The 15,688-nt window shown below is 59.1% G+C and carries 18 protein-coding genes; 12 read left to right on the forward strand and 6 right to left on the reverse strand.

The window, feature by feature from the left end:
• Positions 1 to 98: 98 nt before the first annotated feature.
• From KI617_RS12520 to KI617_RS12530, 3 genes are read left to right on the forward strand one after another with little or no spacing between them, the layout of a single operon-like run.
• A complete protein-coding gene (locus KI617_RS12520) occupies positions 99 to 497 on the forward strand; it encodes a hypothetical protein (RefSeq protein WP_226446749.1) in 399 nt (132 codons plus the stop codon).
• Between the two features lie 29 nt (positions 498 to 526).
• Complete coding sequence (locus tag KI617_RS12525; protein WP_226446751.1) at positions 527 to 1,468, forward strand: GGDEF domain-containing response regulator; 942 nt, start codon at positions 527 to 529, stop codon at positions 1,466 to 1,468.
• A gap of 13 nt (positions 1,469 to 1,481) precedes the next feature.
• On the forward strand, positions 1,482 to 1,874 hold the full coding sequence (locus tag KI617_RS12530; RefSeq protein WP_226446752.1) for a response regulator: 393 nt from the start codon (positions 1,482 to 1,484) through the stop codon (positions 1,872 to 1,874).
• Here KI617_RS12530 and gloB read toward each other — a convergent pair.
• Entirely contained in the window at positions 1,871 to 2,668 is a 798-nt protein-coding gene (gloB, locus tag KI617_RS12535) for a hydroxyacylglutathione hydrolase (RefSeq protein ID WP_226446753.1), read from the reverse strand. The genes KI617_RS12530 and gloB overlap by 4 nt on opposite strands.
• A 28-nt stretch (positions 2,669 to 2,696) precedes the next feature.
• Here gloB and KI617_RS12540 point away from each other — a divergent pair, with 28 nt between their 5' ends.
• From KI617_RS12540 to KI617_RS12565, 6 genes are read left to right on the forward strand one after another with little or no spacing between them, the layout of a single operon-like run.
• Positions 2,697 to 3,413, forward strand: a complete 717-nt coding sequence (locus tag KI617_RS12540) for a class I SAM-dependent methyltransferase (RefSeq protein ID WP_226446754.1) — start codon at positions 2,697 to 2,699, stop codon at positions 3,411 to 3,413.
• A complete protein-coding gene (gene rnhA / locus KI617_RS12545) occupies positions 3,403 to 3,855 on the forward strand; it encodes a ribonuclease HI (protein WP_226446755.1) in 453 nt (150 codons plus the stop codon). The genes KI617_RS12540 and rnhA overlap by 11 nt, the downstream gene beginning before the upstream one ends.
• Before the next feature lie 60 nt (positions 3,856 to 3,915).
• A complete protein-coding gene (gene dnaQ / locus KI617_RS12550; RefSeq protein WP_226446756.1) occupies positions 3,916 to 4,632 on the forward strand; it encodes a DNA polymerase III subunit epsilon in 717 nt (238 codons plus the stop codon).
• A gap of 7 nt (positions 4,633 to 4,639) precedes the next feature.
• The gene (locus tag KI617_RS12555) at positions 4,640 to 5,518 is read left to right on the forward strand and encodes an esterase/lipase family protein (protein WP_226446757.1); all 879 of its coding nucleotides are present in this window, start codon (positions 4,640 to 4,642) and stop codon (positions 5,516 to 5,518) included.
• A 2-nt stretch (positions 5,519 to 5,520) separates the two neighbouring features.
• Positions 5,521 to 6,825: a M18 family aminopeptidase gene (locus tag KI617_RS12560; protein WP_226446758.1), complete on the forward strand. Its 1,305-nt coding sequence runs from the start codon at positions 5,521 to 5,523 to the stop codon at positions 6,823 to 6,825.
• Position 6,826: 1 nt separating this feature from the next.
• Positions 6,827 to 7,375: a methyltransferase family protein gene (locus KI617_RS12565; protein ID WP_226446759.1), complete on the forward strand. Its 549-nt coding sequence runs from the start codon at positions 6,827 to 6,829 to the stop codon at positions 7,373 to 7,375.
• Here the strand turns inward: KI617_RS12565 and KI617_RS12570 are convergent.
• The gene (locus tag KI617_RS12570; protein ID WP_226446760.1) at positions 7,367 to 7,702 is read right to left on the reverse strand and encodes a hypothetical protein; all 336 of its coding nucleotides are present in this window, start codon (positions 7,700 to 7,702) and stop codon (positions 7,367 to 7,369) included. The two genes, KI617_RS12565 and KI617_RS12570, sit on opposite strands and share 9 nt — an antisense overlap.
• Positions 7,699 to 8,361, reverse strand: coding sequence for a c-type cytochrome (locus KI617_RS12575; RefSeq protein WP_226446761.1), 663 nt, complete (start codon positions 8,359 to 8,361; stop codon positions 7,699 to 7,701). Before KI617_RS12575 ends, KI617_RS12570 begins: the two co-directional genes overlap by 4 nt.
• An 87-nt stretch (positions 8,362 to 8,448) precedes the next feature.
• Between KI617_RS12575 and KI617_RS12580 the strand changes: the two genes are divergently transcribed.
• From KI617_RS12580 to KI617_RS12590, 3 genes are all read left to right on the forward strand, one after another.
• Positions 8,449 to 9,708, forward strand: a complete 1,260-nt coding sequence (locus KI617_RS12580; RefSeq protein WP_226446763.1) for an ATP-binding protein — start codon at positions 8,449 to 8,451, stop codon at positions 9,706 to 9,708.
• The gene (locus tag KI617_RS12585; protein WP_226446765.1) at positions 9,705 to 10,238 is read left to right on the forward strand and encodes a response regulator transcription factor; all 534 of its coding nucleotides are present in this window, start codon (positions 9,705 to 9,707) and stop codon (positions 10,236 to 10,238) included. The genes KI617_RS12580 and KI617_RS12585 overlap by 4 nt, the downstream gene beginning before the upstream one ends.
• A 285-nt stretch (positions 10,239 to 10,523) precedes the next feature.
• Entirely contained in the window at positions 10,524 to 13,850 is a 3,327-nt protein-coding gene (locus KI617_RS12590) for a bifunctional diguanylate cyclase/phosphodiesterase (RefSeq protein WP_226446767.1), read from the forward strand.
• Between the two features lie 98 nt (positions 13,851 to 13,948).
• On the opposite strand, the gene KI617_RS12595 is transcribed toward KI617_RS12590, so the two are convergent.
• The 3 genes from KI617_RS12595 to KI617_RS12605 are packed head-to-tail and all read right to left on the reverse strand — an operon-like array spanning position 13,949 to position 15,500.
• Complete coding sequence (locus tag KI617_RS12595; protein ID WP_226446769.1) at positions 13,949 to 14,413, reverse strand: copper chaperone PCu(A)C; 465 nt, start codon at positions 14,411 to 14,413, stop codon at positions 13,949 to 13,951.
• 14 nt (positions 14,414 to 14,427) lie between these two features.
• Positions 14,428 to 15,030 carry an SCO family protein gene (locus KI617_RS12600; protein ID WP_226446771.1) on the reverse strand — a complete coding sequence of 201 codons (603 nt, stop codon included), beginning with the start codon at positions 15,028 to 15,030 and terminating at the stop codon, positions 14,428 to 14,430.
• Positions 15,030 to 15,500: a hypothetical protein gene (locus KI617_RS12605; protein ID WP_226446773.1), complete on the reverse strand. Its 471-nt coding sequence runs from the start codon at positions 15,498 to 15,500 to the stop codon at positions 15,030 to 15,032. Before KI617_RS12605 ends, KI617_RS12600 begins: the two co-directional genes overlap by 1 nt.
• Positions 15,501 to 15,688 lie beyond the last annotated feature (188 nt).

A 15,688-nucleotide genomic window follows, 5' to 3' on the forward strand; every position in this document is an offset into this window, starting at 1 on the left:
CGTCTGCTCTGCCATGGTATTCTGCCTTGAGTACTGTATATCGACTAAATTTAGCACACCGGCGCCACGCCAATATCAGCAAAATCAGCAAAAAGCTTATGAACTGGATAATCGACGACATCTACAGCGCCATTGTGCAACTCAAGCGCTGGCAAACCTGGCTGGTGATTGGTCTGATCGGCATTTTTTCCGGTCTGGCTTATCTGCTGGTCACTTTTGCCTTCAGAACCGATGCCATCCTGATTTTCCTCCATCGCACAGCGGGCGCCTGCCGTGAGCTGACTAATGGCACCATCATTGCCATGTTCTGTGGAATGATCTTCTTCTTATTTACCGCGCTGCTTACGCTCGGCGAATTTCAGCGCTATTTCCAGTTTAAGCAACAGGCCGCTCACCATCAGACGCGCCAGGCGCTGACCTGGGGGATCGTCTGGGGAATCGCGGCCGTGGGCATTGCCGTTGGTGCGCTGGTTTTCTTCAGCAGTTATTGCCGTTAGACTGAGCAGATCGAGTTCGTGTCGCCACCATGAAAATTCTCGTCGTTGAAGATAGTCGCTCCAGCCTTGCCACACTGACCAAGTACGTCGAACACTTCGGCGCAACTGCCATTCCAGCCGAAAATGGCGAAATGGCGCTTGACCTGTTTTCGCACAACCGCCCCGATCTGGTCCTGCTCAACATCGCGCTACCGGATACCGATGGATTTGCTGTTGCCCAGCGTATCCGGGCCATGGAAAAACCGGGCGACTGGACACCAATCATTTTTCTTGCGTCGCTTGGCCTGGATGCCGATATCGAGCAAGGCATTGCTGCCGGCGGTGACGACTATCTGCCCAAACCAGTCAGCGAAATCGTGCTCGGGGCAAAGATTCGCACCATGCAGCGCATCGTCCTGATGCGCGCCTCGCTGCTCGCTGTCACGCGAAAGCTCGACGCAGCCAATCAGGAGCTGATCCGGATTTCGTCCAGCGATGGACTGACCGGCGTGGCCAACCGACGCTATTTCGATGAGGCCATTTCCGTTGAATGGCGCCGTGCCCGCCGGCATTCGAACAGCATCGCCGTTTTGATGTGCGACATCGATCATTTCAAGCTTTTCAATGACGCCTACGGACACCAGGCCGGGGATGAATGTCTGCGCAAGGTTGCGGCTGCCATCAGCCGCCACACCGAGCGCCCATCCGACACGGTAGCCCGCTTTGGCGGTGAGGAATTTGCCGTCATCCTGCCGGAAACCAGTATCGCTGGCGCCTTGATGGTGGCCGAGAAAATTCGCCACGCCATCCGTGAGCTGAACATCGTTCACGCCACCTCACCCACCGGTCAGGTGGCCCTGAGTATCGGCATTGCCTCAGCAGCCCCCGGTTTCGACAACCCGCCCGATGATCTGATCCTTGCTGCTGACAAGGCGCTTTACCGGGCCAAGCAAGAAGGTCGTGATCGCGTCTGCCGCGCCGACGCCACCTAGACCCCGACAAATCATGGCCAGAAGACGCATTTCCGTCATCATCGTTGACGACAATGACATGATGCGCAGCATCCTTCGCGGCATGTTGCGCGGCGAGGAATACGACGTCGTCGGCGAGGCCCGCAACGGTGTGGCTGCCATCGATCTGGTCGAACGCTTGAAGCCTGACATCGCTTGCATGGATGTCATGATGCCGGAAAAGAACGGTATCGAAGCCTTGTGCGAAATCAAGGCAACCTACCCAGCGACAGAGGTCATCATGGTGACCAGCAATTCGGACCCGGATACGGTTCAGGAAGCAATCCAGAACGGAGCGAGCGGCTTCATCATCAAGCCCTTCAATGCGGCTCGTGTGCTCGACACCCTGGAAAAGGTCAGCGGACGAGTCCGCCAGAAAAAATCCTAGAAGTTGTTTCGCCAGCTGCGGATAGCCGTAAAAATCGCCGTTTTTGAACGATCACCGGCGTCTGTAGCTTGCGCAATATCATTGCCGACCAGACTTGGCCCGGCATGCCGCAAACCGGCCTCGACCACGGCCGGCTCCTGGCAGCGCAGGAAGGGATTGGTCGCTTTTTCCTCGCCCAATGTCGACGGCACGCTTGGCATACCGGCAGCACGCAGCGCAGCCACTTTGGCCACACGTGCCAGCAATTCCGGATTATCCGGCTCCACCGCCAGTGCGAAACGCAGGTTCATCTCGGTGTATTCGTGCGCACAGTAAATCAGTGTGTCATCGGGCAAGGTAGCAATACGGTCCAGAGAGGCTGACATCTGGGCCGGTGTCCCTTCGAACAAGCGCCCGCAACCGGCACCAAACAGTGTATCGCCACAGAAAAGCGCCCCCGGCGTGTAATAAGCCAGATGCCCCAGCGTGTGGCCGGGAACGGCGATCACGGTCACGTTCTGCCCGAGTACATCGATGCTTTCGCCACCACTCAGGGGACGAGTACAGCCTGTGATAGACTCGTTGCCCGGTGCATGAACCTCGGCTTGCCAGCGCGCTTTCAGGTCGGCGACGCCCCCCTGATGATCGGCGTGGTGATGGGTGATCAGGATGCCTTCCAGCGTCAAGCCGTCAGCTTCCAGCCTTGCCTGTACAGGCGCAGCATCGCCGGGATCGACGACGAAGGCACGCTTGCCCCGGGTCAGCAGCCAGATGTAATTGTCTTTGAATGCGGGAATGAAAGAGATATCGAACATACCGGAACTATCGAGCGACGCGCCCCGGATGTCAATTCCCGGGCTGGACGCTTGGCTGGCCTCGGCTCCCGGCCACTATGTACTGGACTGGGAACAGCGCCAGCTCGATGGCATCGTCGCCGACATTTTCGGTTTCAACGCGCTTCAACTGGGCCTGCCGCAAGGTGACTTCCTGCGTGCCAACCGCATCCCGCTGCGCCAGCGAGGCGGCGAACACGGCCCGGTCGATGTGCAGTGCAACTACACGGCCCTGCCCTTCGCTTCGAACAGTATCGACCTTGTCGTTCTGCCGCATATTCTCGAATTCAGTGACGAACCGCACCAGATCCTGCGTGAAGTCGAACGCATCCTGATCCCCGAGGGCCAGGTCATCATCGTTGGCTTTAATCCGCTATCGCTGTGGGGCCTCAAACGCAAACTGGACCGCAGTGGCGAGTTCCCGTGGAACGGCAGCTACCTGTCGATGAATCGCCTGAAAGACTGGATGAAACTACTCGGTTTCGAGGTCGACCGTGGCCATCTGGGATGTTACGTCCCCCCCGTCGATCAACTGAAATGGCTGCAGAACTGGCGTTTCATCGAGAACGCCAGTAAGCGCTGGTGGAATTTCTCCGGTGGCGTCTATGTGCTGCGCGCCATCAAGCGCACGCACAGCATGCGCCTGATCACCCCAAAATGGAAAACGCAGGGGGTGCGTGCCAAGGCACTGCGCCCGATTGCTCAAAAGGAAGGCCATGACCGCTGAAGAAACCGTTGAAATATTTACCGATGGCGCCTGCAAGGGCAATCCCGGCCCGGGCGGCTGGGGGGCGATCCTGCGCCTTGGGCCACATGAGAAGGAACTGTGGGGCGGCGAGAAGGAAACGACCAACAACCGCATGGAACTGACCGCAGCCATTCGCGCTATCGAAGCGCTCAAGCGCCCGATTGGCGGCAAGATCTACACCGACTCGCAATATGTGATGAAGGGCATCAACGAGTGGATTCACGGCTGGAAGAAGAACGGCTGGAAAACCTCGGACAAGAAGCCGGTCAAGAACGCCGATCTCTGGCAACTGCTCGATGCCCAGGTCAAGCGCCACAAGCTCGAATGGGTTTGGGTCAAAGGGCATTCCGGCCATCCGGAAAATGAACGCGCCGATGCACTGGCCAATCGCGGCATCGACGAGTTGGTGCTCAGTCGCTAGTCATTAGTTACTAGCGCAAACCCTGCTAACAACCAGTAACTGACAACCAGTGACCAAATAATGAGACAGATTGTCCTCGACACCGAAACCACCGGCCTCGACCCGCGCTCGGGTCACCGCATCATCGAAGTGGCATGCATCGAGATGGTCAACCGCCGCTTCACCGGCCACCACCTGCACAAATACATCAACCCGGAACGAGAAATCGACGCCGGCGCTCAGGCGGTCCACGGCATTACCCTTGAGTTCCTGGCCGACAAGCCGAAATTTGCCGACATCGCCGATGAATTCCTTGAGTTCATCAACGGTGCCGAGCTGATCATCCACAACGCGCCTTTCGACATCGGCTTCCTCAATGCCGAACTCGACCGCCTCGGCCGGGTTCCGGTCGGCACCATCTGCAATGGCGTCATCGACACCCTGCGCATGGCCAAGGAACTGCACCCCGGCAAACGCAATAGTCTCGATGCGCTGTGCGAACGCTACGAAATCGATAATTCGACCCGCACCCTGCACGGCGCGCTGCTCGATACGGAATTGCTGGCTGACGTCTTCCTGGCCATGACTCGCGGCCAGAACAGCCTGATGATCGAACCCGACGCTGCGCCACGTCCCAACATCGGTGCCGACGGCCAGGTCCGCGAACGCAAGCCACTCAGCGTACGCCGCGCCTCGCCGGAGGAAATCGCCGAGCACGAAACGGTATTGGCGGCGATCGACAAGGAATCCAAAGGCGCCTGCATCTGGCTGCCCAAGCCTGAAACCGAAGCGGCCTGATCCCGACATGCTGCCAATTTCCCTACTCATCTGGATCGCTTTGGAAATATCCGGCTACCTCTACATCGGTCGCCATTTCATGCAACTCGACTGGCCGCTCGCCATCGTCGGCGCCATCAACTGCCTGCTCGGCCTGCGCTTCTGGATGAACGCCACGACCTGGACATTCGGCATGGCCTTCGCCTCGCCGGCGCCGCGCCTCGGCTTTGCCAAGCGGCTGGCGATCATGCTTGGCGAATACCTCGCCTTCCTGCTCACCTTCCTGCTCGTCATTCCTTTCGAGCTGCTGTGGATGCCGGCCGACCGCCTGCCCGCCGGCAGCCGGCCGATCCTCCTCGTCCATGGTTACGGCTGTAGCCGTGGCATCTGGTGGCTACTCCGCCGGCGCCTGGAAGCCGCGGGACATACGGTCGCCTCGGTCAGCCTGATCCCGCCCTATACCAGCCTGGGCAAGCTCGTCCCGCAACTGAATCAGCGTATCGAGGAGGTCTGCGCCATGACGGGCAGCAAGCAGGTCACGCTGATCGCCCACAGCATGGGCGGCCTGATCTGCCGCTCCTACCTGGCTCGCCACGGTTCCGATCGGGTCGACCGGCTGCTGACATTGGCCACCCCGCATCAAGGTTCGGCGCTGGCCCGCATCGGCATCGGCAAGAATGCCCGTGAAATGCAGCCGGGCTCACTGTGGCTGCGCGACATGGCGAGCGAGGCGGTGACAATTCCGTTCATCAGCCTGCGCAATGCCTACGACAACTACGCCATGCCGCAGGACAACCAGCGCCTGCCCGGGGCGCGCGATGTCGAACTTCCGCCTGTCGGCCACATCGCCATGCTTTATGATAAAAGCATCGCTAATCTGCTGATTGAATTGTTGAAACAGAAATAACCATGAACATTCCCGATACCGCCCGTGCCCAGGCCCAGGACCTGCTCGACTTCATCGATGCCAGCCCCAGCCCCTGGCATGCCGTACAAACCTGTGAAACCCGGCTGCAGGCCGCTGGCTTCAGCCGGCTTGAAGAAGTCGATCGCTGGACGCTGAGCGCCGGTAGTCGCCACTACGTGGTGCGTGGCGGATCGTCGATCATTGCCTTTATCGTCGGCCAGCAATCGGCTGCCGAGACCGGCCTGCGGATGATCGGCGCCCATACCGATTCGCCGGGCCTGCGCCTCAAGCCGAAGCCGGCCGAAGACGCGGCTGGCATGGTAAGGCTCGGCGTCGAGGTCTACGGTGGCCCCATCCTCGCCACCTTCGCCGACCGCGACCTGTCGCTGGCCGGGCGCGTCAACGTTCGTACGCCGGGCGGTTTCGCAACCCGGCTGGTGCACTTTGCCGAACCTCTGCTGCGCCTGCCCAATCTCGCCATCCACATGAATCGCGAGGTCAATGAGAGCGGCCTGAAGTTCAACAAACAGACCGAACTGCCTCTGCTACTGGGCGTTTCCGAAGACGGTACGAAAGCCGAGGCGCGCTTCCGCCAGCCGATTGCCGGGGCGCTCGGCGTCGAACCCGGCGATCTGCTGACCTGGGAACTGAACGCCTACGACACACAAAAAGGCAGCTTCTGGGGCGTAGATCGCGAGTTCATCGCCAACAGCCAACTCGATAACCTGGCCTCCTGCCATGCCGCATTGAGCGCCCTGCTCGCTACCAAAGAACCGCAAGCCACCTGCCTGTGCGCCTTCTTCGACCATGAAGAAGTCGGCAGCGAGAGCGCTGCCGGCGCCGGCGGCAGTTTTGTCTCCGACGTGATCAGCCGGCTGGCCACCAGTGCCGGCCTCGATGGCGAGGACCAACGCCGGATGCTAGCGCGAAGTTTCTTCATCAGCGCCGACATGGCCCACGGCTGGCATCCCAACTTCCCGGCTGCCTACGAGCCCTGTCACCACGCGACAGTAAATGCCGGGCCGGTCATCAAGAGCAATGCCAACCAGCGTTACAGTACCAACGCCGATACCGCCGCCCGTTTCATGGCCATCTGCGCCAAAGCCGGGGTGCCCTGCCAACAGTACGCCCACCGCACCGATCTCGGCTGCGGCAGTACCATCGGCCCCATCGTCGCCTCCCGCCTCGGCATTCCCAGCGTCGATGTCGGTTCGCCGATGTGGGCCATGCACAGCATTCGTGAGAGCGCCGGTGTCCTTGATCACACCTACATGATTTCTGCCCTGACCACGAGTTTCACGGACTGATATGAGTGATCCAATCCTTTTCCTGCTCGGCACGCTGCTGGTCGTCTGGCTGTCGCGCAAACCGCTGCGCAAACCGGGCAGTCACGGCTTCTACCGTTTCTTTGCCTGGGAGGCCATTCTCGGCCTGATCGTGCTCAATCATGGCGTCTGGGGGACGGACCCCTATTCGCCACACCAGTTCACCTCGTGGCTATTGATGCTGCTCAGCATCTTTCTGGTGGCCGAAGGCACGCGCACCCTGCGCCGTCACGGTGCCGCCAATGAAAAACGCGATGACGGCTCGTTCTACGAATTCGAGAAGACCACCCAACTTGTCTCCCACGGCATCTTCGGCCACATCCGCCATCCGATGTACGCCTCGCTGCTGGCGCTGGCCTGGGGTGCCTATTTTCAGGATCCAAGTACGATCGGTACGATCATCGTCGGAATCGCCTCATTCTCTCTTTGGCTGACGGCGGTTACCGACGAGCGGGAATGCCTGGCCTATTTTGGCCCCGCCTACGCCGATTACATGCAGCGAACCAAGCGCTTCATCCCCTTCCTACTCTGAAGCGGTGCTTGATCTCATCATTTCGTTGCAGGTCGCCCGGCCGAAGGTCTCAGCCTTCTTCGGGCTGGAAATCTGCGGCTCCTCATAGACACGCTTGATGATGTAGTTGGTGATTCGCGCTCCGTCGCTGCCATCCTCATCGAACAGCTTCATCGGCCGACCCCGGTCACGGTTGTAGAAGGCCTGCAAGGCATGATCGCGAACGCGTTCGCAAAAGCGGATTTTCTGGGCGTCAGGCATGCTGTCGTCGATGGGTCCCGGATGGCCATGTGCCCAAGCACCGGAAACAGCCAGCAAGGCCAGCAGGGACAAACTGAATCGCTTCATTCCTTGGGTTCCTGAATTGAGGTGAGATAAGCCAGGATATCCTGAATATCCTGCGCCTTCAGGCCGTTGAGCACACCGACCGTACCCTCTTCGTCATGCGGCCGATCGCCCTTCAGGTAGAGATCCACCTGGCGCTGCAGGTAATTCGTGTATTGCCCGACCAGCATCGGGAACATGCCACGGCCCTTGCCTGCCTTGCCATGACAGGCGGCGCACTGCTTCTGGTAGATCTTCCCGCCATTGTCCAGATCACCCTCGGCCCGCGGAATGATCATCACCTTTTCCGCCATCAGCAGCTTGGTCAGCGCATCTTCCTTGCCGGTATAGGTCGGCATCTTGGTGTCGAGTTCGATCCCGGTCAGATAGGCGGCAATATCCTTGATGTCGGCATCAGAAAGCTCCCGCTCCTGCGTATAGGGGAACATCGGGATATTGACCCGGGTCCGTGCCCGGAAATTTTTCAGCTGGCTCTCGATGTATTTAACCTGCTGGCCGGCAATGCGCGGGTACTCGCCCTTCTTGCCCCCCTGCCCGTTATCGCTGTGGCAAGCGGCACAGGTACCGTTGATTTCCTTACCTTTTTCAAGGTCGACCGCAGCAACGGGCAGGCTCGCCATCAAGGCGGCCAGCAATAGAGGAATCTGTATGTAACGCAGCATGAAATGGCAACTCCGAATTTAGCTGCGGCGAATTGTCGCATCTTCCAAGCGACTGAAAATTGACACAAATCACGCATAATCCCCCCCATGGCAACAACGCCCTGTACCACCGAGAATTCCGAGAATCTGGCCAACCTGCGTCGACTGGTCGCTGGCCGCTGGTTCGTACTCGCGGCATTGACGCAGCTTATCCTGATCGTACCCGGCCTGCTTGACATCCCGGTACCGCAGCTTCCCCTCCTCGGCATCGTTGCCATCGCCGGCATCTTCAATGCGATGGCGCAATGGCGAGTAATCAGGTCAAAAACTGCCAGCACCTGCGAACTGTTCGTCCAGCTGCTTTTCGACATCGGCGCACTGACGGCGATCGTCTTCTTCAGCGGCGGCGCCGCCAACCCGCTGGTTTCTCTGCTCCTGCCGCCCGTCGCCATCGCCGCCCTGACGCTGCCGGCGCGCTTCGCGGCCATCGTCAGTGCAGTCGCCATCGCCGCCTACTCCCTGCTGATGGTTTTCTACCTCCCACTGCCGATGCCGGATGCGACACGCGCCACCCGCCTGCACCTGATCGGCATGTGGCTGATTTTTGTCCTGTCGGCGGCCATGATCGGCTGGATCATCGTCCGCATGACTCGCCAGATTCGCGAACGCGATGCCGAACTGGCTACGGCCCGCGAGCAGGCATTGCGCGACGAACGGGTCATGGCCATGGGCACACTGGCCGCCGGCGCGGCTCACGAACTGGGTACACCACTCGGCACCATGGCCTTGCTCGCCGGCGAACTGGCCAACGACCCAAGCCTGAGCGAGCCCGTACGTGAAGATATCGCGCTGCTCCGCCAGCAAATCGGCGTCTGCAAGGAAATCATCACCAGCCTGTCGCGCCGCGCCGGGGCCGAACGCCTGGAAAATGCCCCGCTCGAAGCAGCCAATCGCTGGCTGGACAGCCTGCGCCAGCGCTGGCATGCGGCACGCCCGCAAGCCAGCAGTCGGCTGATCGTTGCCAGCGATGGCGCGCCTCCCGAAATCCTGGCCGATCCACGGCTGGAACAGGCCATCCTCAACCTGCTCAACAACGCCGCCAACGCAACGCCCAGCCCACTGGAAGTCCGTCTTGCCTGGTGCACGGACACCCTGGGCATCGATATCCGCGACCACGGCCCCGGTTTCCCGCCAGAAGTGCTGGAACAGGGCGGGCAAACCAGCTTCCCGGCCCACGAACGCGGCAGCGGTGTCGGCCTGATGCTGACCCGCAGCGCCATCGAACAACTCGGCGGCACCCTGACCCTGAGCAACCCTGAAGACGGCGGCGCCCTTGCCCGCATCGAACTGCCACGGATACAAGCATGAATGAAATGACGCTGATCATCGACGACGACCCCAGTTTCAATGCCATCCTGGTTCGCACCATGGAACGACGCGGACACCCGGCGCGTGGCGCCAAGGATGCGACATCGGCGCTCGAACTGGCCCGTGAAATTCGCCCGGATCGTGTCGTTCTTGATCTCAACCTGAATGGCAGCTCCGGGCTGGCACTGATTCATCCCCTGCTCGAGAGCAACCCGGATTGCCGCATTGTCGTGCTGACCGGCTATGCCAGCATTGCCACCGCAGTCGATGCCGTCAAACTGGGTGCCATCCAGTACCTGGCCAAACCGGTCGAGATCGAAGCCATCCTGTCCGCTTTCGAGGATGACGGTGGTCCGGATTTCGACGTAGCAGCCTCGGATGAGCCACTCTCCGTCGATCGACTGGAATGGGAACACATCCAGCGCGTGCTCAATGAGAATGACGGCAACATCTCAGCGACGGCGCGTGCCTTGAAAATGCATCGCCGGACACTGCAACGCAAACTGTCGAAGCGACCAGTCAAGACCTGACCCACGCCTCCTCCATATCGCTCAGGGGCAAACGGCGACCACCGAGTGATAAAAGCCAAGGCGCCCACAGCCGGCCCGAGCAGCACAACTCAGGCTGTTAAGCCCCATCTTCGCCACCCCGATGCCGAACGGCAGCAGTACTCGGTCTTGGCCAATTTGCGTCGACCACAAATTAAATACATGTGCATTTACTTGTATGACTTTAGTAAAGTAAATAGACTGTAAAAAGAAAACAAAATAAATAACTACAAAAACACTCATTCACACCATGTAGTGGAGACTTAATTGCTGGACGCAAAACGAGAGTACCAGGCGCTGATGAAGAACGCGCCTGTGGGGATTCTTTTCACAAAAAATGGCGTCATGCTTCGGCACAACGCCAAGTTTTCAGAGATTTTCGGATTCGAGGCTGAAGTCATTGGCCAGCCGGCAAGTCTGCTTTTACCGTCGGACGCCGACTATGAAGCACTGGGAGCAGTCGCCGGCCCGATCCTGTCATCCGGCAAGCCGTTTCACCAGGAAATTCGGCTCAAGCATAGCGATGGACATATATTCTGGGTCGATGCCGTCGCCTATCTTGTGGATCCCGAACAGCCTGCAGAGGGAACGATATGGATCGTCAACGATATCTCGCCGCGCAAGGCGGCCGAGCAGAGTCTCGACGAAACCCTGCAGGAATTGCAAAGCATCTTCAACAACGCTTCAGTGGGCATCGTATTCACCGCTCATCGCACCGTCCTGCGCTGTAATCGCCGCTTCGAGGAAATAGTCGGATATACGGCAGATGAACTGCGCGGCATGCCCGCCGTCGAACTTTACTCAAATCCGGAGAGCCATGAAGCGCTGGGGCGTCAGGCCGCCCCGCTGCTCTCGACAGGGAAAGCATTCAACGCCACCAGTCAGTTCCGGAAAAAAGACGGCAACCTGATCTGGTGCCAGGTGTCGGCGAAAGCGATTGATGCCAACGATGCCGATCGCGGCACGGTGTGGATTACCACCGACATCACCGAAGCGGTAAGCACCCGGGATGCGCTGGAAAAATCATCGCGTGAAATGGAAGCGCTGATGGCCAACTCATCGGTCGGCATCATCGTCACCCGCGATAAAAAGATAGTCCGCTACAACCAGCGTTTTGGCGAACTGTTCGGTTTCCCCGGCGATAACGGAATCGGCGTGGACACGGCCGCGCTCTACCGCTCCGCCGAAGAACACAACGAGCTCAATCGACGCGCTGCGCCCGCGCTGTTTCAGGCAAAACCTTTCCAGACCGAGCTCTTCATGCGCCGCCAGGATGGCAGCGATATGTGGATCAATCTGATCGGTTACGTGGCCGATCCAGCCGATCCGTCAATGGGTGTTTTCTGGATCGCCGAAGACCGCACGGCGTTCAAACACGCCGAAGAGGAACTGAAAAAAGCCTATTTCGACCAGCGCCTGATTTTCGATCATTGCGTCGCGGGGATAGCCTTTGTTCGGAACCGGATATTCCAGCAGTGCAATCGCCGATTCGAGGAACTGTATGGCTACGGCCCCGGTGAGTTGACCGGCCAGCCAACACGGATCACCTATTTTTCCGACAAGGCCCATGCCGAACTTGGCCGGAACGCCTACGAGATTCTTGGCAAAGGCGAAACCTTCGTTTCCGAAATCGTTCACCGGCGACAAAACGGGGACCCGATCTGGTTGCGTATCACCGGTCGGGCCATCGACCCAGCCCATCCCGATGACGGCTCGATCTGGAACTACGAAGACATTACCTCGCGCAAGGTGGCTGAGGACTCCCTGCGCGAATCTGTCATGCTGCAGCGCGCCATCCTGAATAGCGCCAAGCTGATGATCCTGTCGACCGACAGCGAGGGGCACATCGTTTCCTGCAATCCGGCCGCCGAGCAGATGCTGGGGTACCCATCCACGGAGTTGCTTGGCCGAACACCGGCAGATTCTTTTATCATCCCAGAGGAAATCCAGCAACGCCGGGCCGCGCTTGCCACCGAGTTGGGCTTCAAGCCGCAGACCGCCATCGATGCCGTGCTGGCGCAGGTCAGGCTGGGTTCGGTCGATCAGAATCAATGGACTTTCCAGCGCAAGGATGGCGGAAAATTCGTCGTCGAACTCTCGATATCGGCCCTGCATCCTGAAGGCAACCATGCCCAGGGCTTTCTCTTCGTGGCCAGCGACATCACCGAACGCAAGCGAGCCGAGGATGCATTGCTGCGCTCCAGGGACGAGCTGGAACTACGCGTCAAGGAACGCACCAGCGAACTCGAAAGCGAAGTTCTCGAGCGCCGGCGCATAGAAGGCAAGTTACGTTACCTGGCCCACCACGATGCCTTGACCGGACTGGCCAACCGTACCCTGCTCCAGCAGCGGCTTGGCGAGGCGATGGACAATGCGGCCCAGGACAATACCAAGGTCGCCATATTGTTCATCGATCTCGATCGCTTCAAGACGATCAACGACTCCCTGGGCCATCACATTGGTGACACCCTGCTTAAAAAAGTGGCAGCCCGGCTGACCGAAACGCTGCGAGCCGATGACACGATCGCTCGCCTGGGTGGTGACGAGTTCATGATCGCCTTGCCACTCAAGCAGAACGAAGCCCATGCCGGGAAACTCGCCTCGAAGATTCTCGAATCCCTGCGCCCGCCAATTCGCATCGATGGACACGAGTTGTTCGTTACGCCATCCATCGGCATCTGTTTCTATCCGAATGACGGGGTCACGGTAAACGCCCTGATGCGCAATGCCGATACCGCGATGTACCAGGCCAAGGCCAACGGGCGGAATACCTACTGTTATTTCACGGCAGAAATGAATGCGGCCGCCGACAACTATTTCCAGATCGAGTCCGACCTTCGTCGCGCCGTCGACCGGAACGAATTCGAAGTGCACTATCAACCGGTCATCAATCTGAAAACCGGCCGCATCACGTCGTACGAAGCCCTGGTCCGCTGGCGCCACCCGACCAAGGGCTTGGTCGGGCCGGTCCAGTTCATCACGGTGGCCGAAGAAAGCGGCCTGATCGGAGAAATTGGCACCATCGTCCTGCGTCATGCCTGTTCGCAATTACGCACCTGGATCGACCAGGGTTTCACGCCGCCGATCCTGGCGCTGAACCTCTCGCCCATCCAGTTCAACGACCCCAATCTCACCGAAAGCATCTGCGGTGTCCTTGCTGACTACGGCCTGACGCCAGATCGCATCGAACTGGAAATTACGGAAACCGTCATCATGCAGGATGGCGAGTTGGCGCTGGGCACCCTGCAAAACCTGAGCAAGCGGGGTTTCCGCCTCTCCATCGACGACTTCGGTACGGGCTATTCCAGCCTCGCCTACCTCAAGCGCTTCCCGGTCGACACACTAAAAATCGACCGCTCTTTCATCACCGACATGACCGAGAACGAGAATGACCGGGCTATCGTCACCGCCATCATGGCCCTGGCCAGCAGCCTTCACCTGTCGGTGATCGCCGAAGGGGTCGAAACCAAGGAACAGTACGACGCGCTGTCGGCACTGAACTGCGATTTTGCCCAGGGCTACTACATGGCCAAACCGATGCCGGCCAGCATGATCAGTCTGGAGGCATCAATCGGAGAGGTACAGGCCAGCTGATAGCGGCCGAATGATAAAAAAAGGGCGCCCGGTCTATCCGTGCGCCCTTTTGCCCAACAACGACCTGATTTTCATCAGGCGCTGAAGCACTATCTATCTCAATGCTTGTGCTCCGACATCGGCATGCCGGCAGCCATCGGCCGGACTACCTTGGCGTCGACCTGCTTGGCGCTACCGTCATCGAAGGTCAGCGTAATCGGCACGATATCGCCTTCCTTCATCGGCGCCTTCAGGTCGATCAGCATGACGTGCAGACCACCCGGCTTGAGCACCGCTTCGCCCTTGGCCTTGATCTCAATCGCCGGCACCGGACGCATTTTCATGACCCCGCCTTCATTGAGATGGGTATGCAGTTCCGTTACTTTGGAAACCGGGTTGTCTGCCTTGAGCACCTTGATGTCCTTGTCGCCGTTATTCTTGATCACCATGAAAGCGCCAGTCGCCGGCGCATTGGGCGGTGCCAGGCGAACATAGGGGTCCTGCACTGAAACCTTGTCGGCAGCACCGGCAAGAACACCGGCCGAGAACATCAGGCTGGCTGCGAACATTGACAATTTTTTCACGGTTTTACTCTCCATCATGGTTGTTTCAAATGCTTGCGTATGGCTACGACGACCTGATCGGGCGGGGTTGCGTGAGCCATCTTGCCGACCAGTTGCCCGTCCGGCGCAACGATAAAAGTATCAGCCGAGTGATCAACGACGTAGCCGCCGCCAGCAGTCTCGACTTTTTGTTCGGCGTAGAACACGCCATAACGTTTGGCAATTTCGGCGACGCTCTCGGCAGTACCCGTCACCCCGACAATGGCCGGGTGGAAGAACTCGACATACTCCTCGAGCCGATCCGGCGTATCGCGCTTGGGATCAACGGAGACGAAGATCATTGCCACCTGGGCGAGTTCCTCGGGGTTAAGCTGCTTGAGCCCCTCCGAGGTCGCCGCCAGTGAAGTCGGACAAATATCGGGGCAGAAAGTGTAGCCGAAGTAGAGCAGGACCAGCTTGCCACGGTAGTCCTTCAGGGAAACATCACCCTTGGCTGACTGCAGCGTAAAGTCACCCCCCGCCGCGATAATGGCCTTGGGCAAGGGACGCTCCGGCATTTCCGGCTGCCAGAAAAGGGCCACCCCCGCTACGGCAAGGGCAAGCAAAGTGGCGATTGCGATCAAAATACGTTCGGCCATCACTCGTGACTCCCCGAACTGAAGCGATACGGCACGGCAATGCGCTCGCTACCGGTTTCAATCAACACTGTCGCCTGCCAGTCCATATAGCCCGTAATGCAAACCGGCAGCGTCGCTTCGCCGGAGAAACGGCCACCGCCGCGCTCCACCAGTTGGGGGCGGTTGTACCCCATGTTCATGTCGATCCCGGCAAAATCCACCTCGACCCGTGATGGCGAAAAGCCGCTCATGGCCACCGTCACTTCAAACGGCTTGACCATCGGAATCGGCTGCGGCGCCATCGACAGTTCAACCTTGCCACCGGACGGCAGCGTCACGGCGCAAGCCTGCTGCTGCAAGTTGCAGGCCGGATCAGGCCGGATGGTCACATCGGCCTTCGGTAACAGCATCGGCGACAACTTGTAGCCGATGACGACGACCAAAGCGATCAACTCGATACCGATTATATCGATCAGTATTTTCTTATTCACTAGCGTATTTCTGGGCCTTGAGCCGTTGGAGAGGATGCATTTTCGCTGATCACGCAGGTTTGAATTTAACAAAGATCAATTCTTTCACCGTCTGCGCGGAATACATTGTGCGGCATATTGTCGCAGGGACATTTTGTCGCAGGCGGCGATGGGGGAATGGAAGTTCTTACTTCTGGTATTCATGGGAG

It is taken from the genome of Ferribacterium limneticum (genome assembly GCF_020510625.1).
GTDB classification, from domain to species: domain Bacteria; phylum Pseudomonadota; class Gammaproteobacteria; order Burkholderiales; family Rhodocyclaceae; genus Azonexus; species Azonexus limneticus_A.